Below are 16591 nucleotides of genomic sequence, written 5' to 3'. Positions count from 1 at the left end.
ACCTCCGCCGCCGCAGTGGTCACCGATCGCCCGTCAGGCGTTGGGGAAGGGCCAGGGGTTGGGTTTGCACACGAATGCCGGGTTCGCCTCCATGTCGGGGTCGAGCGCCATGATCTCGCTGTTGGCCACGCCGAACGACTGCTGCATCATGACCGGCGCCAGCGCGCCGTTCTCCCGGCAGGGTTCGTGATGTTCGTACCCGATCCCGTGCCCGACCTCGTGGTTGACGAGGTACTGGCGGTAGAGCAGATCGTCACCCTGGTAGGCCACCGCGCCGCGGACCCACCGCGCCTCGTTGAGGGTGACCCGTCCCTCGGGCGGGTAGAAGCACGACGTCTCCAGCCGGATCTGGTATCCACAGAGCTCACGCGTGGTCGCCGTCGACGTCAGCGTGATGCGCAGATCGGGATTGTCGGTGGAGACCCGCTGGAACGAGACCTTCCCGTCGCCGATCCAGCTGCGCGGGTTGGCCAGCGTCGCGTCGACCATCTTCGCGAAGGTCCGGTCGCCCCCGAAGTCCTGGGCGTTCAGACCGTTCTCGACCTCCACGGCGTAGGTGTAGACCTGCCCGCCGGTGCCGATCTTCTCCCCCGTCCCCGGGACGACGTGGTAGGTCCGCTTACCCTGCACGGTGAACGCGCCACCGGCCGGCAGCGCGCCCGCCGGCAACGCCGCCTCCTGGATCGCTGCGGTGGGGGCACCGATCGGGGTGGTCTGCTCGGCGACCTCGGTGTTGCGCGAGGCGGTGTCGGGGTTGACGTCGGCGGCGGTCGCGACCGACGGGTCGCTTCCGTCTCGCAGGGTCATCACAACCACGGTCACCGTGATGATGGCCAATACCGGGATCGCGTAGGCCCGCCATCCGTAGGTCGAGACGAACCGGCCGAGGGCACTCTGCTTCTTGCGCTCGGGCTGCGCGTCCCGGTCCACGCGGGGACGACCGCTGTCATCGGTCGGGTCCCATCGAGCGCGGAGCGGCTGGTCGGGTCGCGGGCGCGGGCGCGGCGCCGAACCGACCGCCGACGATGGGCCCGGAGCCGGGTCCGACACGATCCCGCTGCTGGGACGCGGACCCACGTCTCCCGCCCGCACGCGCAGGCGGTCCCCCCCGACGCCGGTGCCACCGACGCCGGATCCGCCAACACCACCGTCGCCGGAGCTCGGCCCATATCCTGGGTCACTCACCGGTCAACTTTCTCACAGGTGACCGCCAATCTCCCGATCCACCGGCTCCCGGTAGTGGCCAGGCGGGTCTGCGAGCGCGTCGCCGCGAGTACTCTCGACGCATGTCAACCGCTACGAATTCCTCGCAGGGTGCGGGACGCAGCAGCACGCGCCTGCCGCGCAGCGCCCGTCGCATGCAGTTGCTCGACGCTGCCAGTGAGATCTTCGTGGAGCGCGGCTATCACTCGGCCGGTATGGACGAGATCGCGGTGCACGCGGGTGTCAGCAAACCGGTCCTGTATCAGCATTTCCCGTCCAAGCTCGACCTCTACATCGCCGTCGTCGACTCACACGCCGAGAAGCTGGTCAGCGACGTCAACACCGCCCTGTTGACGACCACTGACAACAAACAACGCGTCCACGCCGCGGTCGCGGCGTTCTTCGATTTCATCGACCAGGACAACTCCGGCTACCGGTTGATCTTCTCGTCGGACGCCATGGATCCCGCGGTGATCCGACGCGTGGAAGGTGCCACGGAGGCGTGCGTCGACGCCGTGTACGGACTGGTCATGCACGACTCCGGTCTCGACCCCTATCGGTCGCGCATGTTGGCGGCGGGCCTCGTCGGCGCGAGCCAGGTCAACGCCCGCTACTGGCTGGAGGCGAAGCGGCCGATCGACAAGGAGTCCGCGATCGACACGACCGCCGCGCTGCTGTGGGGCGGACTCTCCCATGTTCCGCTGTTGGACGAGGAGACCCCGTCGGGCGAGCAGACCCCGTCAGACGACGAGGCCCCCGGCGGACACACTGCCGCCGAGGGTCCGGCCTGATCTCGGTTCGGTCCGATCGCTGGTCAGACCGCGCCGAAGCCCACCCGCCGGTTCTCGGTGGCTCCGACCTCGACGTAGGCGATCTTGGCCACCGGGATGAGGTAGCGGGCGCCCTTGTCGTCGACCAGCGAGAGCAACTGCTCCGATCCGCTCAGAGCGGCCTCGACCGCGGCGAAGGCCTTGTCGCTGGTGAGGGACGACTGAATCGACAGTTCACGAGCGCTCTCCGCGATGCCGATCTTCACTTCAACGGACATGGCCACCTTCTTCCGACTCGACGCCTCTGACGGCATACGACGATGCCTGCCGCACCAGCCTAGTGTCGTGTCGCGGGCGGGCGACAGCGGCTCCGCTCACAGCGGAAATCGGGCGCGGGAGGCACGTGTCGGCCCGCGCGGGCGGCTCAGCCGAGACCCAGGTCGCGCATCCGCTCGGCGTGCTTCTCGGCGATGACATCGAAGAAGGTGGTCATGCCCGCGAGCGTCGCCGCGCCGGAGAACAGCAGGTCGGTCACCTCTTCCTCGGCCGCCAGCACCCACTGCGTGTGGGTCACCGCCTCGCCGAGCAGACGCCGCCCCCACAACGTCAGGGGCGACTTGAGTCGTGGTTCCCGGGCCACCGCCTGCGACACCTGCTCCCGCGCGAACTCCGAACTCGCGGTCTGCGACATCACCTCGGCGACCACGGACTGCGCCTCGGCCGGCAGCACACCGGACAGCTGGTTGTAGAAGTCGGCGGCCAGACCGTCACCCACGTAGGCCTTGATCAGGGCCTCGTACCACGTCTTGGGGGTGGTGACCTGGTGGTATTGGTCGAAGATCGGCCGGTAGCGCTCCACCGCGGCCACCGGGTCGAGGCCGCGCGCGGAGACCTGCTCGGCGAGGGTGTCGAAGTGTCGGATCTCCGAAGCCGCCATGCGCGCGATCGCGATCCGACTCGGCACGTCCGGAGCCATCCGGGATTCATCGATCAACCGGTAGAACGCGGAGTATTCACCGGCGAGCAGTACGGCGTAGAGCTTGCCGATGGCGACCGAATCGGCTCCCGTGTCGGCGTCTGCGGTGGGCTCGGGCGAGACCCCGGATGGGGGCGGCACAGTCGACATGGTGGTGATGGTAGGCGGGCCGGGTGCGTTCACCAAGTACACTCAACGACGATGCACTGACGCGAACGTGACGTTCCGGTGGCCGACGGCCCGGTTCACGCGCAGGTATCCGACAATGTGCGCGCACAGTCGCTGGGCAGAGCTGCCCAGCCTGGCCACCACACAGTCACCGACGGTTTGCCCGGCTTCGGCCGGACCCATCGCATGCAAGCCAGCTCGATCTGTGGTGCCTCCGTGCGTGCGGGAATGCAGGAAGGCATACAACCACATGACAGACACAGGGACGAACACCGGTACCGACGACGTGCAGACCACGGTCGTCGACGAGACCCACACCTCCCCCACCTTCGCCGAACTCGGTGTCGACGACCGCATCGTCGCGGCCCTCGCCGACGACGGCAAGACCCACACCTTCGCGATCCAGGAACTCACGCTGCCGCTGGCCATGGCCGGTGACGACCTGATCGGCCAGGCCCGTACCGGTATGGGCAAGACCTTCGGGTTCGGCGTGCCGCTGCTGCACCGGCTCGTCCACGCCGAGGAGTCCGGACTCCGCGCGCTCGACAACACACCGCGCGCGTTGGTGATCGTGCCGACCCGCGAACTCTGCCTGCAGGTGACCGGAGATCTCGAGGTCGCCGCGCGCAGGCTTGACGTGACGTTCGCGGACAGAGCCACCCGCCCGCTGAAGATCACCTCGATCTACGGCGGCCGCCCCTACGAATCACAGATCGCCGAGCTGAAGTCCGGCGTCGACGTCGTCGTCGGCACCCCCGGCCGCCTCCTCGACCTCGCCCAGCAGGGACATCTCATCCTCGGCAAGGTCGCCATCCTGGTCCTCGACGAGGCCGACGAGATGCTCGACCTCGGGTTCCTGCCCGACATCGAACGCATCATGGCGTCGCTGCCGACGCCGCGCCAGACGATGTTGTTCTCGGCGACGATGCCCGGCCCCATCGTGACCCTGGCCCGCACGTTCCTGCACCGCCCGACACATATCCGCGCCGAGCACGCCAACGACTCCGCGGTGCACGAACGCACCACCCAGCACGTCTACCGCGCCCACGCGCTGGACAAGGCCGAACTCGTCGCACGCATTCTGCAGGCCGACGGTCGCGGCGCGACGATGATCTTCACCCGCACCAAGCGCACGGCGCAGAAGGTCGCCGACGATCTCGGCGAGCGCGGTTTCTCCGTCGGCGCGGTGCACGGTGACCTCGGCCAGGTGGCCCGGGAGAAGGCGCTCAAGCGATTCCGCAACGGCGACATCGACGTCCTGGTGGCCACCGATGTGGCGGCCCGCGGCATCGACATCGACGACGTCACCCACGTCATCAACTACCAGTGCCCCGACGATGACAAGACCTACATCCACCGCATCGGCCGGACCGGCCGCGCCGGGCGCACCGGCACGGCGATCACCCTGGTCGACTGGGACGAACTGCATCGCTGGGAACTGATCAACACCGCACTCGGCCTCGGCGTCCCAGAGCCGGTGGAAACCTATTCGACCTCCGAGAATCTCCGCAGCGACCTCGGCATCCCGGAGTCGGCGACCGGTCGGATCGCGAAGCCGAAGCGCGAGTCGGGCGACGGCGAGAAAGGCGAACGGCGGCGGGAGCGAGCCGAGCGTCCGAAGTCGAACCGGTCGCGACGGCGCACCCGCGGTGGCAAGCCGGTCGAAGCGTCCGACGCCGGCGCCGACCCGACCACCACGCCGGCCGACGACGCGGACGGATCCGCGCAGGGCGACGACGCCCCGTCCGATATGTCGTCGGAGACCGGCAGCGACAAGCCGCGGCGCCGTCGTCGGCGGCGGGGCGGCGCGAAGCGCAGCGGATCGTCGTCGGAGCACCGCGCCGAGGAGGCGACCACCGTCTCGAGCGCCGACTGAGCGACACCGGGCGTGGGCACACTCCGTCCTGAGCGGCGTACCAGGGTCGATCTCGCCGTGAGTGCCGCGATCCTCGTGGTGCTCGCCGTCGCCGCCCTGGTGGTCTGGGCCAAGAGCCCGGTCCGACACACCGACAGCGCGCAGTCGGCCCGGCCCGCGGCCGACGTGGCTCCGGCGACCACGGTGCCCGAGCGGCTATCGGTGGCCTGGCGAGCGCGCTCCACGGCGACCGCCGGTCCGTCCCTCGCTCGTTCGGTGGTGGTGACCGCCGCCGACGGCGCGGTCGTGGGACGCGACCCGGCCACCGGTGACGAGCTGTGGCACTATCGGCGCAACTTGTCGTTGTGCGCGGCGCTCGCCGCGTGGCCGACCGGCACCAACTCGGTCCTCGCGGTCTACCGCAATTCCCGCGGATGCTCGGAGGTCACCGCGCTCGACGGATCGTCCGGGCAGCGGGTGGGTGCGCGCAGCAGCGACGCCGATGACCACGTCCAGCTGTCGTCGGACACGGGATACGTTGTGTCCCAAGGCCCGACACGACTCGAGACGTGGGGATCCAATCTCGTCCGAGGCATCGAGTACGGCCGGGTCGACGCGCCGGTCAAGCCAGACGTGCAGCCCGGCCGCACCGGATGCCGGTTGTACTCGTCGGCGCTGGGCGGTGATCGGGTCGCGGTCATCGAGCGTTGCGACCGCGACACCGGGTACCGACTGACGGTGCTCGGCACGGTCCTCGACGACGACGAGAAGGTACAGCAGTACGGGTCGTCGTTGATCACCGAGGGCACCGCCGGACCGCCCCCGGTTCTGGTGGCGATGGGGAGTTCGGGTATCGCCGTCTACGACGGAGGAGCAGATCCACCCGCACCGGCATCCGACACCCCGAGCGGGTCCCTGGCGCCGTCGATTCGGCGATTCACCACCGACGGCGTACCGTCGGCCACCAATCTCGTCGCCGGCGATCCGTCACCGCCCACTGGGCCCGCCGTGGTCACGGCCGATGGATTGACCAGCTATTTCACCGGAAAATCCACCGTCATCCTCGACACCCAGACGCTGCGCCCGATCTACCAGGTGCCCGGCACCATCGGGTCCGGCGACACCATGGGCGGACAGTTGTTGCTGCCGATCCCGGACGGCATCAGCGTCCGCGACGCGGCCACCGGCCGCGAGATCCGGACGATCGCGGTGCCCCGCGACGGCCGCGGTGACGCACCGGTCACCCTCCGGACGCTCGGCGGCGCGGTCGTCGAACAGTGGGGTTCGACGGTTCAGGCGCTCCGCGCGTCCTGACCGGCCGTTGCCGCGCGGATCAGGACGGTTCGAACGTACGCACCGGTTCGCCCGCGTCCCAATGCTTCCAGAGGTTCTCGGCAAGACTGCGATACGCGTTCGCGCCCTTGTTCTTTCGACCCCGCATCACCGATGACCCGGAAGCCGACGCCTCGGCGAACCGCACCGTGCGCGGGATGGGCGGGTCGAGAACCGGGAGGTCGTAGCGGTCGGTGACGTCGGAGAGCACGTCGCGGCTGTGGGTGGTGCGCGCGTCGAAGATCGTGGCTGCCGCCCCCAGCATCGTCAGGGCGGGGTTGGTGATCTGCTGAACCTCCCGGACGGTGCGCAGCAGCTGTCCGACACCGCGGTGCGCGAGCGTCTCGCACTGCAGCGGCACGATCACCTCGTCGGCGGCGGTCAGACCGTTGAGCGTGAGCACGCCCAACGAGGGCGGGCAGTCGATGAGGACGACGTCGTAGTCCTCGGCGACCTCGGCCAACGCCCTTTTGAGTGCATACTCGCGGCCCGGACGCATCAGCAGCAGCGCCTCGGCGCCCGCGAGGTCGATGGTCGCCGGTAACAACGTGACGTTGTCCTCGGTATCGAGGAGGACGTCGGCGATCTCCTCGTCGCCGAGGAGCACATCGTGGACCGACACCTCGAGCTGGTCGGGGTCATGCCCGAGCGAAAAGGTCAGGCAGCCTTGGGGATCGAGATCGACGACGAGCACCGACACGTCGAGGTCGGCCAAGGCCGCCCCGAGTGACGCCACGGTGGTGGTCTTGGCGACCCCACCTTTCTGATTCGCGACGGCGAGCTTGCGGGTCATGGCAACACTGTACGACCCATCCGGCCTCCCGTCGGGGTTAGCACACACGCTGGTCTGCCCGACCGACGTCGGAGGTCATCGCCGCGCCCGTGACCCGCCGTCGGCGGGGTCGTCGGACCCGTATTCCCCCGCCAGCCAGTGCGTGGAAGCGGGACTGAACATCGCGACCAACACGCCGATCGCGGCGATACCCAGGGGGACGCCGAACCAGGGCTGATGGCTGTCGGTGAGCAACGCGTAGGCGACAGGCAGGAGCAGGATCTGCGCGACCACCGCGATCGCGCGACCCCAGCGCCGGCCGGCGAGCAGGGCGATCCCGCCGAGCAGCACACCCCCGCCGATGATCCCGAACCAGGCCGCGGTGCCGTACCCGCTGATCGCTGCCTCGCGGTGACCGGACGCCTCGCGGATGGCCAGGATCACCGCGACGACAACCGCGATGGCCCCCTCAAGCGCCGTGACCGCCCCGGCCGCCCGGATCGTCGCCGGCGGCCGCCGGGAATCACCGCCCGCCATATGGACACACCACCAGATCGCTCACGGGTCCAGCCTATGGGTGAGGTCCCGGCCGGCGCCGCTCGGCCCCGCGCCCGCGGGCCGACCCGACGGTGGGGTGCGCGTCACAGAGCCGGACCCCATATCGTGGGGACTCGTGCGCGTGCTGCTCATCGTCAACCCGTTCGCCACCGCCACCACCCCGGCCGGTCGCGACGCGCTCGCGCACACCCTCAGCTCGCGCTTCCGCCTCGACGTCGAACACACCACACACCGCGGCCACGCCGGCGAGCTGGCGCGGCGCGCCGCCGACGACGGGTTCGACGTGGTGCTGGTGCACGGTGGCGACGGTTCGGTGAACGAGGCGGTCAACGGCCTGCTCGGTGCTCCCGGATCGATCCCGACGCCCCGCCGCGTGCCCCGTCTCGGGGTGATACCGGGCGGCAGCGCCAACGTCTTCGCCCGCACCCTCGGCATCCTCGGCGATCCCCTGGCCGCCACCGCACAGCTCATCGAGCTCCTCGAGGCCGGCGAATGCCGCAGCATCGGGCTCGGCCACACCGCCGATCGATGGTTCCTGTTCAACACCGGCATGGGGATGGACGCCATCGTGGTGCACGCGATGGAGGACAAGCGCCACGCCGGCAAGTCCGCGACGCCTGCCCGGTATCTGCGGACGACGATCATGTCGTTTCTCCGGCATGCGGGCAACACGTCGTCGTTCACCGTCGAGGTACCCGACCACGAGCCGATCCCCGGCGTCCGCTTCGGTTTCGTCAGCAACACCAGCCCCTGGACCTATCTCGGCAACTACGAGATCCGCACCAATCCGACCACCGACTTCGACAGCCGTCTCGGCTTGTTCGCGGCCACCTCGACCGCGGTGTCGCGCAACCTGCCGCTCGCCGCGCGACTGCTCACCCATCGCAGCCCCAAGGGCCGACACCTCTACCGCGACGACGACGTCGAGTGGGTGCGGTTCCGCGCCGAGGAACCCATCGATGTCCAGATGGACGGTGACTACATCGGCGCCCACACCGTCGTGGAGTTCGGTCATCGTCGCGACGCGATCGCGGTGGTCGCGCCACACGAGACCAGCAACGGCAGCGAGATCGCCAGATAGGGCACCGCGGCGAGGGTGAACAGCGTCGTCGGTCCGAACGACTGCGAGCCGAGCGCCCAGGCGCCGAAGGCGACGATCGCCACCATCTCCTCCCCGACCCCGACGATCGACGTGGTCGTCGCCCGGGATCGCGAGGGCACGCGATCCTGCAGCATCGCGTCGGCGATCACCAGCGACCACCCGAACACCGCGAAACCGAACGAGACCAGCACGATCCCGGCGGGATGTCCCGTCATCGCACCGGCGGCCAGCGCACCGGCCCCGCCGAGCAGCCAGCGGCCGAGTCGGCGGGGCCGCATCGTCGAGGTCAGAGCGGCGGCGTGACCGCCGACGATGTCACCGACGGCGACGACCACCATCAGGAGCGATACACCGGTCGCCGCCGCGGCACCGGGCCACAGCTCGTCGGCGAGCAGCGGGAGATACTCGTCGAGCGCGCCGACCCAGGTCAGCGCGACGACCAGCACGAACACCCGCCGCACCGCGCGGATCCGGTAGACCCGGCGCACCGCGTCCGAGAGGACCTCGCGAACACCGGCCGCGCCAGTCTCGCTGTCGGTGCAAGTGTCGCTGTGGGTGCCGGTGCCGTCCGCCGAGGCCGGTGGTGGCCGTCGCGGCGGGGCGTCCTCCGGCAGCAGTGCCGACGCTGCCGAACACAGCAGGCAGGCGACGACGCTGGCGATACCGACGGCCCGGTACCCGCCCCAGGCGGTCAGCGGGACGGCCAGTACGGTCCCGAACAGGACGCCCGCCGCACCCATCGCGCGTACCCGCCCGGCCAGCGCGACGTATCGGTGGGCCTGATCACGCGCGGCGAGGGTGTCGTAGAGCAGCGCCTGCAGGGTCCCCGACCGCAACGCCGACCCGGCGGCCCACAGCACGAAACCCGCCGCGTAGGCGCCGAACGACGGGCACCACGTCCACAGGGCGAATCCCGTCCCGGTCAGCAAAGGCCCCGCCACCAGCAGCGATCGACGCGACATCCGGTCGGCGAGCACTCCCGTCGGGATCTCGAACCCGAACATGCACAGCGACCAGATGACGAAGAGTCCGGAGATCGCCCCGGGCGACAATCCACCGCCGGACACCGGATCGGCGAACATCACCGCATAGATCGGGTACAACGGGATGGCGTCCTCGGCGAGAGCCGCGAGGGACGCGGTGACGGTCAGTCGGCGTGACGAGGATCAACATCGTCGGAGTGGCATGAGTAACACGATAGCGTCGGTGACGTGAACACCACCAGGTGTTTCAGACGACAACCAGGGGAATTACCGAGACATCGGCCCGCCGGACCGGTAGCATAGTACAGCGGTGAACAACCGAGTGCAGGGACCCCCTTCGGGAACCATCACAGCACAGTGATATTGCACACGTGTTACGGAAGACCATTGACTTCGCCTGGATTCGTGAAAGTATTCACAAGCAACAGTGCGGAAACATTTGGTGGGTCCGCGTGAACTAGCGGTTACAGCCACAACAAACCAGCAATGGGAGTTGTCGAGTGGTGCGTCAAGCACCTGAAGGAGAAGGAATGGACTGGCGTCACAAGGCTATTTGTCGCGACGAAGACCCGGAACTGTTCTTCCCGGTGGGAACCAGTGGCCCGGCCATCGCGCAGGTCGCCGATGCGAAGCTCGTCTGCGCCCGCTGCCCCGTCACGGCCGAGTGCCTGTCGTGGGCGCTGGAGTCCGGACAGGACGCAGGCGTCTGGGGTGGGATGAGCGAAGACGAGCGGCGCGCGCTCAAGCGGCGCACGGCTCGCACGCGTACGCGGAGCAGCGTCTAACGGGGCCGAGACCCAGCCGGAAACGGCATCGAAGAGACCCGGCCCCGGCCGGGTCTCTTCGTCTGCGCACCGACGATTCGTGCGGTGCCACAGCATTCGGGGGATTCGGGGGGCAGTGCCCACGGGCGATCACCGTGGGTACTCCACTTCGGGGACTTCGGGGGGATCACCGCCACGGGAACACCACACTCACCTCGGTGCCCCGACCCGACGGGTTGGGGCCCATGGTCAGGGTGCCGCCGAGTTCGATCGACACGAGGGTCTGCACGATCTGCAGCCCGAGGCGATCGGACGCGGCCGGATCGAACCCGTCGGGTAAGCCGGAGCCGTTGTCGCGGACCGTGATCCGCACCTGACGGACATCACGGTCCGCGACGATCTCGATCTCGCTGTCGCTCTGTGTGCCGGCGAAACCGTGCTCGATCGCGTTCTGGATCAGTTCGGTCAGCACCATCACCAGCGGCATCGCGAGTTCCGCGGACAGCACACCGAGGCGATCGCGGTGACGCACCGTCACCGGTGTGTCACCCGATGCGACGTCCACCAGGATGGGGACCAAACGGTCGACCACCTCGTCGAGGTCGACCTCCTCGTCGACGCTGCCCGAGAGCAGCTCGTGGACCAGCGCGATCGATGCCACCCGGCGCACGGCCTCGGTGAGCGCCCCGCGCGCCTCGGGATTCGTGGTCCTTCGGGCCTGCAGACGGAGCAGCGCCGACACGGACTGCAGGTTGTTCTTCACCCGGTGATGGATCTCGCGGATCGTCGCGTCCTTGCTGATGAGGGCCAGGTCGCGTCGCTTGACCTCGGTGACGTCGCGGATGAGCACCACCGCGCCGGTACTGACACCGCGCGGACGCAGCGGCACCGCCCGGATCAGCACCGTCGCCCGCCGCGCGTCGGCCTCCATCCGCATCCCCACATCGCGGTACGGGCCGGCAGGCACGGTCGCGACGCCCGCGGCCGCGTCGATCATCATCGCGACGTCCTCGGACACGAATGGATCGGTCAACAAGGAGGCCGTCACCTCCGACAACCGGGTGTTGTTCAGTTCCGCGTTCCAGCCCATACGGTGAAACGCCGACAGCGCGTTGGGACTCGCGTAGACCACCGTGGCGTTCTCGTCGACGCGGACGAAGCCGTCCCCGGCTCGTGGCGTCGACAGGCCCCGCGGATTGCCTTCCTGCTGTGGGAACGTGCCGTCGGCGACCATCTGACACAGATCGTTGGCGGAGTCCTGGTAGGCCAGTTCCAGCGGTGACGGCAGACGCGGGTGCGTCAGGTCGACCGCACGCGAAAGGACCGCGATGGCGTCGGTGCCCTCTTCGAACCCGACGGGCACCGCCTCTCGTCGGATCGCGAGCGTGCCGACCCACTGTGGGTCCTCGTCGCGCAGGACGGTGCCGGCGGTGAGCGCCCGTTCGAGTTGTGGTCGCATCGTGTCGTCGGCGACCGCGCCCACCTCGTCGCGCGCGTACACCGTCGAGGCGGTGTTGGGTCGGCATTGGGCGACGGTGATGACCGCACCGTTCTCGGTGCGCACCGACAGCAGGAGATCGGCAAACGAGAGGTCGGCGAGCAACTGCCATTCGGCGACCAGGCGCTGCAGGTGCCCGGCGGCGGCGTCGGACAAGGTGGTGTGCTCGGCGAGCAGATCGGCGAGGGTCGACATCGACGTGGGATCTCAGCGGTCAGTGCGACGGATCGTGGGCCCGGGCGCGCTACTCGTAGACGGCGATGACGTCACCGGCCTGGATGACATCGCCGACCTTGACCTTGACGTCGGCGAGGGTTCCCGGTTCCTCGGCGAGGACGGGGATCTCCATCTTCATCGACTCCAGCAGGACCAGGGTGTCTCCGACGTCGACCCGCTGGCCCGCACTGGCCGACACCTCCAGGACGCTCGCCACGATCTCTGCCACGACGTCTTCAGCCATGGACATAAACTAGCCCACCCACTGTGCACCCGATGACCTGTCGGGGCCGCCTGCCGGTAATGGGAAACGACCGTCATGGGACAATGGGCGACGCACATAGCACGAAGGAGACCATCATGGGTAAGCGCGGACGCAAGAAGCGCGCTCGGAAGAAGAACGCAGCCAACCACGGTCGGCGTCCCAATTCCTGAGTCGCGACACGATCGGAAAGACAGCGACGGCGCCCAGCCCTGTGAAAGGATCTGGGCGCCGTCGTCGTCTTCTGATCGCTCGTCCGTCCGATTACTCGCCTGGTCGGGCCGCGGTCAGCGTTCCTCGGTCTCGCGGACGATGACCGTCTTACGGATCTCCACCCGCAGCCGCTCACGCAGCCCCTCGGGTGCGTGGTCGCCCCCGCACTTGCGGTTGATCAGCATCTTCAGTTGCTGTTCGATGCCGTAGTGCGCGAGGCAGGACGGGCAGTTGTCCAGGTGTCCCTGCAGCCGGGCCCGGGCGCCGGTGTCACATTCGTTGTCCAGCAGGAGCCAGACGTCGGCGATCACCGCCGAGCAGTCGTGCTGCAGGAATTCGGGGTCGTCCTCGTGGGCCTCGTGGGAATGCTGCGGTGCGCCACTCATCGCGCGACCTCGCTCTCCGAGTTACGGGCCGCCCGGTTGAAGCCGCGCTCGCGCGCGACGTCGGCGAGCAGTTCACGCAGCTGCCGACGCCCGCGGTGCAGACGCGACATGACGGTTCCGATCGGGGTGTCCATGATCTCCGCGATCTCCTTGTACGGAAGCCCCTCCACGTCGGCGTAGTAGACCGCCATCCGGAAATCCTCCGGCAGCGCCTGCAGGGCCGCCTTGATGTCGTCGTCGGGTAGCGCCTCGAGTGCCTCGATCTCCGCCGACCGCAACCCGGTCGACGAATGCTCGGCGGTGGCCGCGAGCTGCCAGTCGGTGATCTCGTCGGTCGGATACTGGGCGGGCTGCCGCTGCTTCTTGCGGTAGCCGTTGATGTAAGTGTTCGTCAGAATGCGATACAGCCAGGCCTTGAGGTTGGTGCCCTCGCGGAACGACGAGAACGCCGAGAACGCCTTCACGTAGGTCTCCTGCACCAGGTCCTCGGCGTCGGCCGGGTTGCGTGTCATCCGCAGCGCGGCGCCGAACATCTGGTCGAGCAACGGCAGGGCGTCGCGTTCGAAACGCTCGGTCAGCTCTTCTGCGCTCTCCGCCGGGTCGGTACGCCGCGGGGCCTGCGAGCTGACGCCGGGGGCCTCCGACGCGTCGGCCCCCGTATCGATGTCGTTGCCGTCGATGTCGACGGCGGACGGCTGCTCGGATGACTCGGGTTCGACCACTACGATCCCTTCGGTGACGGCAGGCGCGGACACGGCGGCCGGTGCCTCGATGATCCACAGGGGATCGGGAGCCGCCTGACCGATGTCGTTCAAGCTTACCGATGCGGTTGCGGACACGGCGCCGGACCGGTCGCCGGACCCGGGAGCCGACAGCGGTGCGTCGAGCAGACCGAGGGTACTCATCGAGCTGGGCTACCTTCCTCTAGTGGCCTTCTCCAGGCGGAAATCTTCTGGTCACGGTGGACGGGGATGGACTTGCCGAACCGTCGACATCCGACACAACAGCGCGATCGTCTCAAATGTTCCGAGGACCGCCTGTGAAGGGAGACCATGCCGATGGCCGCGACCCCGGCGGTTGCCGCGCTCGAACGGGCAGGCGTCAGCCACGATGTACATCGCTACCGACACGACGCCCGTAGCGACTCCTACGGTGAAGAGGCCGTCGCCGTCCTCGGACGGGCCCTCGGCGTCGATCCGGCGCAGATCTTCAAGACACTGGTGATCGATCTCGCGGGAACACTCGCTGTCGCCGTGGTGCCGGTGCCCCGCAAACTGTCCCTCAAGGCCGCGGCGGCCGCGCTGTCGGAGGCGGTGCCGGGCGCTTCGAAGGCCCAGATGGCCGACGCGAAGGCCGTCACCCGTTCCACCGGGTATGTGCTCGGTGGGGTCTCCCCCATCGGGCAGAAGACCGCGTTGGCGACCGTGGTGGACTCCTCGGCCCTGCAGTGGCCGCGGGTCTATTGCAGCGCCGGGCGGCGCGGACTCGAGGTCTCGCTCGCACCGACCGACCTGGTCGCGGTGACCGGCGCGGTCGTCGCCGACATCGCTGTCTGAGGTGCGTGTCAGCATGGAGGCATGTGCGGACGATATGCGGTGACCACCGATCCGGCGAAGCTCGCCGCGGAGATCGACGCAATCAACGAGGTGCCCGTCCCCCTCGATCCCGGCAGCGGCAGCAGCGCCGCGCGGGTGGAGGACTCGTCGTCGGCGGAGTCCGCCCCGGTTTCCCGGCCGGCCGGGGTCCCGGGATCCAACTACAACGTCGCACCGACGACGACCGTCATGACGGTGGTCAAACGTCATGACCCCGATGATCCCGACGACGATCCGGCGCTGCGGATCCGCGCCATGCGGTGGGGGCTGGTCCCGGCGTGGGCCAAGGAGGTCGGCAAGGGACCGTTGCTGTTCAACGCCCGCGCAGAGACCGCGGCGCAGAAGAGTTCGTTCCGCACCTCGGTGAAGTCGCGGCGCTGCCTGGTCCCGATGGACGGCTGGTACGAGTGGAAGAAGGGGCCGCCGGATTCGAAGGGCAAACCGACGAAGGTGCCGTTCTTCATGTCGCCGCACGACGGCACCCGGCTGTTCATGGCCGGTCTGTGGTCGGTGTGGCGTCCTAAGGACGCACCGAGGGATGCACCGCCGCTGCTGAGCTGCTCGATCCTGACCACCGACGCCGTCGGCCACCTTCGTGACGTGCACGACCGGATGCCGCTGATCATGCCCTTCGACAGCTGGGATGCGTGGCTTGATCCCGATCATGTGGCGCCGGCGGATCTGTTCGCGCCGCCGACCGATGCGATCGCCGATGCCATCGACATCCGCGAGGTCGCGCCGCTGGTCAACCGCGTCGCCAACAACGGACCGGAGCTCCTCGAGCCGGTCTCGTAGCCATCTCCTCACCCGTTCGTCCCCCAGTTCCCCGTTCGTCCCCTTTCTGCTTTCGGAGGGTCTTGAGAGAACTGGCGGACGAACTGTCAGGCTAGTCGGGAACGAGGACCGCGGCGCCGTCGAAGCGGCCCGCCTTGAGGTCGGCCAGCGCCTGCGCCGCCGACGACAACGGATACGGATGGGTCGTCGACCGCACACCGTGGCGGGCGGCCAGCTCCAGGAACTCCCGCCCGTCGTCGCGGGTGTTCGCGGTGACCGACCGGATCTCCTTCTCGTAGAACAGTTCCCGTTCGTAGTCGAGCGGCCCGATGTCGGTCACGTGGATGCCGGCGATGGACAGGATCCCGCCCCGGTCGAGCGCCCGCATCGCGACCGGCACCAATTCGCCGACGGGTGCGAAGCTGATCGCGGCGTCCAGCGGTTCGGGCGGGCTGTCGTAGGCGCCGCCCGCCGACGCCGCACCCAGCGACAACGCCAGCTCGCGAGCCTGCTCACCACGGGTCAACACATGGACGCGGGAGCCCAGGGCGATGGCGATCTGGGCGCACAGGTGCGCGCTGCCGCCGAAACCGTACAGACCCAGACGCTCGGGGACGGTGAACCCCGATCCGGACGTGCCGTCGGTGTGGCAGGCCCGCTTGAGCGCGCGATAACCGATGATGCCCGCACACAGCAACGGCGCCGCGGTCACGGTATCGATGTCGTCGGGCAGCCGGTAGGCGAAGGCGGCGGGCACCGTGGTGAACTCGGCGTAGCCACCGTCGACGTCCCAGCCCGTGTACGACGATGCGGGGCAAAGGTTCTCGGCGCCGCGCCGACAATAGGCACAGGTCCCGTCGGTGCTGCGCAGCCAGGCCACCCCCACCCGATCACCGACCGCGAAGCCCTCCGCGCCGGCGCCGAGCGCCGCGACCTCCCCGACCACCTCGTGCCCCGGGGTGACATGGTCACGGTGCACCGGGAGGTCGCCCTCGCACACATGCAGGTCGGTCCGGCAGACACCGCAGGCCAGGACCCGGACGAGGAGTTCACCCTCGGCCGGCTCGGGTGTCGGTTTCTCTACGAACTCGAGCGGCCGGTCCTCGATCGGACCGGGCCGCGTCACCGCCCATGCGCGCATGGCTCCAGGATATGGGCCGAGGC

Annotated in this window: 19 protein-coding genes; 8 read left to right on the top strand and 11 right to left on the bottom strand. The window is 68.8% G+C overall.

The window, feature by feature from the left end; translation table 11 throughout:
• Nucleotides 1–33 precede the first annotated feature (33 nt).
• A complete protein-coding gene (locus GORHZ_RS02500) occupies nt 34–1092 on the bottom strand; it encodes a DUF3152 domain-containing protein (RefSeq protein WP_373279551.1) in 1059 nt (352 codons plus the stop codon).
• Nucleotides 1093–1286: 194 nt separating this feature from the next.
• Here GORHZ_RS02500 and fasR point away from each other — a divergent pair, with 194 nt between their 5' ends.
• The gene (fasR, locus tag GORHZ_RS02495) at nt 1287–1994 is read left to right on the top strand and encodes an HTH-type transcriptional activator FasR (protein ID WP_083877169.1); all 708 of its coding nucleotides are present in this window, start codon (nt 1287–1289) and stop codon (nt 1992–1994) included.
• A 23-nt stretch (nt 1995–2017) separates the two neighbouring features.
• Here fasR and GORHZ_RS02490 read toward each other — a convergent pair whose 3' ends face one another.
• The gene (locus GORHZ_RS02490) at nt 2018–2251 is read right to left on the bottom strand and encodes a DUF3107 domain-containing protein (protein ID WP_006330093.1); all 234 of its coding nucleotides are present in this window, start codon (nt 2249–2251) and stop codon (nt 2018–2020) included.
• A 146-nt stretch (nt 2252–2397) separates the two neighbouring features.
• Nucleotides 2398–3099, bottom strand: a complete 702-nt coding sequence (locus GORHZ_RS02485) for a ferritin-like fold-containing protein (protein ID WP_040529875.1) — start codon at nt 3097–3099, stop codon at nt 2398–2400.
• A 268-nt stretch (nt 3100–3367) separates the two neighbouring features.
• Here GORHZ_RS02485 and GORHZ_RS02480 point away from each other — a divergent pair, with 268 nt between their 5' ends.
• Entirely contained in the window at nt 3368–4993 is a 1626-nt protein-coding gene (locus GORHZ_RS02480) for a DEAD/DEAH box helicase (RefSeq protein WP_040529873.1), read from the top strand.
• Nucleotides 4994–5005: 12 nt separating this feature from the next.
• Entirely contained in the window at nt 5006–6286 is a 1281-nt protein-coding gene (locus tag GORHZ_RS02475; RefSeq protein WP_006330083.1) for an Rv3212 family protein, read from the top strand.
• A gap of 19 nt (nt 6287–6305) precedes the next feature.
• Here the strand turns inward: GORHZ_RS02475 and GORHZ_RS02470 are convergent, their stop codons facing one another.
• Nucleotides 6306–7097 carry a ParA family protein gene (locus GORHZ_RS02470; RefSeq protein WP_006330082.1) on the bottom strand — a complete coding sequence of 264 codons (792 nt, stop codon included), beginning with the start codon at nt 7095–7097 and terminating at the stop codon, nt 6306–6308.
• A gap of 75 nt (nt 7098–7172) precedes the next feature.
• Nucleotides 7173–7613, bottom strand: coding sequence for a hypothetical protein (locus tag GORHZ_RS02465; RefSeq protein WP_006330079.1), 441 nt, complete (start codon nt 7611–7613; stop codon nt 7173–7175).
• A 136-nt stretch (nt 7614–7749) separates the two neighbouring features.
• On the opposite strand from GORHZ_RS02465, the gene GORHZ_RS02460 reads away from it, so the two are divergent.
• A complete protein-coding gene (locus tag GORHZ_RS02460) occupies nt 7750–8715 on the top strand; it encodes a diacylglycerol/lipid kinase family protein (protein ID WP_051998728.1) in 966 nt (321 codons plus the stop codon).
• Here GORHZ_RS02460 and GORHZ_RS02455 read toward each other — a convergent pair.
• A complete protein-coding gene (locus tag GORHZ_RS02455; protein ID WP_006330076.1) occupies nt 8646–9839 on the bottom strand; it encodes an MFS transporter in 1194 nt (397 codons plus the stop codon). The genes GORHZ_RS02460 and GORHZ_RS02455 overlap by 70 nt on opposite strands.
• Nucleotides 9840–10249: 410 nt before the next feature.
• Between GORHZ_RS02455 and GORHZ_RS02450 the strand changes: the two genes are divergently transcribed.
• Nucleotides 10250–10504, top strand: coding sequence for a WhiB family transcriptional regulator (locus GORHZ_RS02450; protein ID WP_006330074.1), 255 nt, complete (start codon nt 10250–10252; stop codon nt 10502–10504).
• A 166-nt stretch (nt 10505–10670) separates the two neighbouring features.
• Here GORHZ_RS02450 and GORHZ_RS02445 read toward each other — a convergent pair whose 3' ends face one another.
• Complete coding sequence (locus GORHZ_RS02445) at nt 10671–12176, bottom strand: sensor histidine kinase (RefSeq protein ID WP_006330072.1); 1506 nt, start codon at nt 12174–12176, stop codon at nt 10671–10673.
• A 49-nt stretch (nt 12177–12225) separates the two neighbouring features.
• Nucleotides 12226–12441 carry a biotin/lipoyl-binding carrier protein gene (locus tag GORHZ_RS02440; protein WP_006330070.1) on the bottom strand — a complete coding sequence of 72 codons (216 nt, stop codon included), beginning with the start codon at nt 12439–12441 and terminating at the stop codon, nt 12226–12228.
• 116 nt (nt 12442–12557) lie between these two features.
• Between GORHZ_RS02440 and GORHZ_RS32160 the strand changes: the two genes are divergently transcribed.
• Complete coding sequence (locus tag GORHZ_RS32160; RefSeq protein ID WP_373279550.1) at nt 12558–12632, top strand: 50S ribosomal protein bL37; 75 nt, start codon at nt 12558–12560, stop codon at nt 12630–12632.
• A gap of 114 nt (nt 12633–12746) precedes the next feature.
• Here GORHZ_RS32160 and rsrA read toward each other — a convergent pair whose 3' ends face one another.
• Nucleotides 12747–13058 (bottom strand): mycothiol system anti-sigma-R factor, encoded by a 312-nt coding sequence (gene rsrA, locus GORHZ_RS02435; protein ID WP_006330069.1) that lies wholly within the window; start codon nt 13056–13058, stop codon nt 12747–12749.
• On the bottom strand, nt 13055–13963 hold the full coding sequence (locus tag GORHZ_RS02430; RefSeq protein ID WP_006330068.1) for a sigma-70 family RNA polymerase sigma factor: 909 nt from the start codon (nt 13961–13963) through the stop codon (nt 13055–13057). The genes rsrA and GORHZ_RS02430 overlap by 4 nt, the downstream gene beginning before the upstream one ends.
• 153 nt (nt 13964–14116) lie before the next feature.
• Between GORHZ_RS02430 and GORHZ_RS02425 the strand changes: the two genes are divergently transcribed.
• The gene (locus tag GORHZ_RS02425) at nt 14117–14614 is read left to right on the top strand and encodes an aminoacyl-tRNA deacylase (RefSeq protein WP_006330067.1); all 498 of its coding nucleotides are present in this window, start codon (nt 14117–14119) and stop codon (nt 14612–14614) included.
• 21 nt (nt 14615–14635) lie between these two features.
• Nucleotides 14636–15448, top strand: a complete 813-nt coding sequence (locus GORHZ_RS02420) for an SOS response-associated peptidase (protein WP_006330065.1) — start codon at nt 14636–14638, stop codon at nt 15446–15448.
• A gap of 91 nt (nt 15449–15539) precedes the next feature.
• Here GORHZ_RS02420 and GORHZ_RS02415 read toward each other — a convergent pair whose 3' ends face one another.
• A complete protein-coding gene (locus GORHZ_RS02415) occupies nt 15540–16568 on the bottom strand; it encodes a zinc-binding alcohol dehydrogenase family protein (protein ID WP_006330064.1) in 1029 nt (342 codons plus the stop codon).
• Between the last annotated feature and the right edge of the window lie 23 nt (nt 16569–16591).

The organism is Gordonia rhizosphera NBRC 16068 (genome assembly GCF_000298195.1).
Classification (GTDB): domain Bacteria; phylum Actinomycetota; class Actinomycetes; order Mycobacteriales; family Mycobacteriaceae; genus Gordonia; species Gordonia rhizosphera.
This window is presented reverse-complemented; position numbering and strand designations above follow the sequence as displayed.